Genomic DNA, 403 nt, shown 5'->3' with positions numbered 1-403 from the left:
CGGGTGTTCCCAAATGAAGGATGTGACAGAATACAGCTTTATCGTTGGAGGTTGGAAACAACAGTTTTTATTGGGCATGACAATGAATTTGTCACCCCTGATTCTGCGTCCATCATTATCCAGACGCACATAGGCAGGATAGCGCAAGCCGTCCCGCTTGTGAAGCGTATAACCTGCATCCGTCAACACGTCTCTGATATTAAGACGGTTGCGATAGTCTTCAAATTTCTGCTCTTCGTTCATTGTGTTCTATGATGATTGTTAAGTTTTATCTCCCATGTCCTAAGCCGACTCCACGCTCAGCTGCATTAAGTCCGGCATCAAATGCTCTTGATGCAAGATCCTGTGGTGAATCCACACCTCCTTTGAAATAGACGTGCGGACCAGGTGCATGATGGTGCTC

The 403-nt window shown here is 46.4% G+C and carries 1 pseudogene; it reads right to left on the bottom strand.

Features of this window, described 5'->3' with window-relative positions:
* Positions 1–243 (bottom strand): annotated as a pseudogene (locus tag AB5935_RS26330) (hypothetical protein); the annotation flags it as partial.
* Positions 244–403: the final 160 nt, after the last annotated feature.

Origin of the sequence: Phocaeicola sp. RTP21198st1_B8_RTP21198_201120 (assembly GCF_040929485.1) — a bacterium.
GTDB lineage: Bacteria > Bacteroidota > Bacteroidia > Bacteroidales > Bacteroidaceae > Phocaeicola > Phocaeicola dorei.
Note: the sequence above shows the minus strand (reverse complement) of the source record. Positions and strands in the feature narration are given on the sequence as shown.